At 72.6% G+C, this 2711-nt stretch carries 2 protein-coding genes; one reads left to right on the top strand and one right to left on the bottom strand.

The annotated features are described in order from the left end of the window. A partial coding sequence (locus tag IH13_RS36455) for a long-chain fatty acid--CoA ligase (protein WP_031080106.1) occupies positions 1–1561 on the top strand: 1561 nt, incomplete at its 5' end. Between the two features lie 135 nt (positions 1562–1696). On the opposite strand, the gene IH13_RS0100770 is transcribed toward IH13_RS36455, so the two are convergent. Continuing rightward, a partial coding sequence (locus IH13_RS0100770) for a response regulator (RefSeq protein WP_324605155.1) occupies positions 1697–2711 on the bottom strand: 1015 nt, incomplete at its 5' end.

Genomic DNA, 2711 nt, shown 5'->3' with positions numbered 1-2711 from the left:
GACCTGGACCGGCGAGCCGGAGCCGCAGCGGCGGTCCTTCGCCGAGATCGGCGCGCGGGCCGCGCAGCTCGCCCACGCGCTGCGCGACGAGCTCGGCATCACGGGCGACCAGCGGGTTGCGACGCTGATGTGGAACAACGCGGAGCATGTCGAGGCGTACCTGGCGATCCCCTCCATGGGCGCCGTGCTGCACACCCTCAACCTGCGGCTCGCCCCCGAACAGCTGATCTGGGTCGTCGACCACGCCGACGACAGGGTCCTCATCGTCAACGGTTCGCTGCTGCCGCTGCTCGCCCCGCTCCTGCCCCACCTGCCGTCCCTCCGGCACGTGGTCGTCACGGGTCCGGGCGACCGTTCGGTGCTCGACGGTGCCGCGCCCCGGGTGCACGAGTACGAGGACCTGCTCGCCGGCCGCCCCACCTCGTACGACTGGCCCGAGCTGGACGAACGCCAGGCCGCCGCCATGTGCTACACCTCCGGGACCACCGGGGACCCCAAGGGCGTCGTCTACTCCCACCGCTCCGTCTACCTGCACTCCATGCAGGTCAACATGGCCGAGTCGATGGGGCTGACGGACAAGGACACGAGCCTCGTGGTGGTCCCGCAGTTCCATGTGAACGCGTGGGGGCTGCCGCACGCGACGTTCATGGCCGGCGTGAACATGCTGATGCCGGATCGTTTCCTCCAGCCGGCCCCGCTCGCCGAGATGATCGAGCGCGAGCGGCCGACGCACGCCGCGGCCGTCCCCACCATCTGGCAGGGACTGCTCGCCGAGGTCACCGCCAACCCGCGCGACCTCAGCTCGATGACCCGCGTCACCATCGGCGGTGCCGCCTGCCCGCCCTCCCTGATGGAGGCGTACGACAAGCTCGGCGTCCGCCTCTGCCACGCCTGGGGCATGACGGAGACGTCACCGCTCGGCACCATGGCCAACCCGCCCGCCGGTCTCACCGAGGAGGAGGAGTGGCCGTACCGCGTCACCCAGGGCCGTTTCCCCGCCGGGGTCGAGGCACGTCTGGTCGGACCGGGCGGTGAGCACCTGCCGTGGGACGGCGAGTCCGCGGGCGAGCTGGAGGTGCGCGGCCCCTGGATCGCCGGTGCCTACTACGGCGGTGCGGACGGCGCGGACCTGCGCCCGGAGGACAAGTTCAGCGAGGACGGCTGGCTGAAGACCGGCGATGTCGGCGTGATCAGCGAGGAAGGGTTCCTCACCCTCACGGACCGGGCCAAGGACGTCATCAAGTCCGGCGGTGAGTGGATCTCCAGCGTCGAACTGGAGAACGCGATCATGGCGCACCCGGATGTGGCCGAGGCCGCGGTCGTCGCCGTCCCCGACGAGAAGTGGGGGGAACGCCCGCTGGCCACCGTCGTCCTCAAGGAGGGCGCCACCACCGGCCACGCGGAGCTCAAGGCGTTCCTCGCGCAGTCCGTCTCCAAGTGGCAGCTGCCCGAGCGCTGGACGCTCATCCCGGCGGTGCCGAAGACGAGCGTGGGCAAGTTCGACAAGAAGGTGATCCGCAAGCAGTACGCCGACGGCGAGCTGGACGTCACCCGGATCTGAGCCACGGGTCCGGGCAGAGGGTACGGGCACGGGCCACGGACCGACCACGGGTCCGGGCACGGCGAGGGCGGTACGGGTCTCCCGTACCGCCCTCGGCCCGTGTCGCGCGCTCGGCGCGTCAGCTGGTCCCTCTCGTCAGTTGGTCCCTATCTTCGCCAGCAGATCGACGATCCGGGCCTGCACCTCGTCACTCGTCGCACGCTCGGCCAGGAAGAGCACGGTCTCCCCCGAGGCCAGCAGCCCCAACTCGGCCTCGTCCATGCCGGCCGAGGTGTACACGACGAGCGGCGTCCGGTTCAGCGCACCGTTGGCACGCAGCCAGTCGATGATTCCCGCGCGCCGGCGGCGTACCTGCATCAGGTCCATCACGACCAGGTTCGGCCGCATCCGGCCCGCGAGCTCGACCGCCTCGCTGTCACCGGCGGCCCGGGCCACCTGCATGCCCCGGCGTTCCAGCGTCTCCGTGAGCGCGAGCGCGATCTCCTCGTGCTCCTCGATCACCAGGACGCGCGGCGGGTGCTGGTCGCTGTCGCGCGGCGCGAGGGCCTTGAGGAGGACGGCGGGATCGGCCCCGTACGCCGCTTCCCTGGTCGCCTGCCCCAGACCGGCCGTCACCAGCACCGGCACCTCGGCCGCCACGGCCGCCTGGCGCAGCGACTGCAACGCGGTACGGGTGATGGGACCGGTCAGCGGGTCGACGAAGAGCGCGGCGGGGAACGCCGCGATCTGGGCGTCGACCTCCTCCCGGGAGTGGACGATCACCGGTCGGTAGCCGCGGTCACTGAGCGCCTGCTGCGTGGTGACGTCCGGGGCGGGCCAGACGAGGAGCCGACGCGGGTTGTCGAGCGGCTCCGGGGGCAGTTCGTCGTCGACGGGCAGTGGCTGCGGGCGGTTGGCCACCTCGACCGCCCCGCCCGGGCCGTCCAGCGGTTCCGGCCCCTCGGCACCCTCGTCCGGTGCGCCTATCGCGTACGCGCGCCCCTCGGACGCGGGCGCGGACAACAACTGCCCGGACCCGGAGCCCTGCGTCGTACCGCCCGGAGGCGCGCTCGTGGGCCCGGGCTGCGGGGGCTGCGGGGCTACGGGAGCGGAGGCATGTGGCACCGGCTGGGGCTGCCCGGGCGCGGCCGGGGGTTCCGCGGCCGGCGGG

Origin of the sequence: Streptomyces sp. NRRL WC-3549 (assembly GCF_000721935.1) — a bacterium.
Taxonomy (GTDB): Bacteria; Actinomycetota; Actinomycetes; order Streptomycetales; family Streptomycetaceae; genus Streptomyces.
The sequence above is the reverse complement of the archived record's forward strand: the minus strand, read 5'-3'. Positions and strand labels throughout refer to the sequence as shown.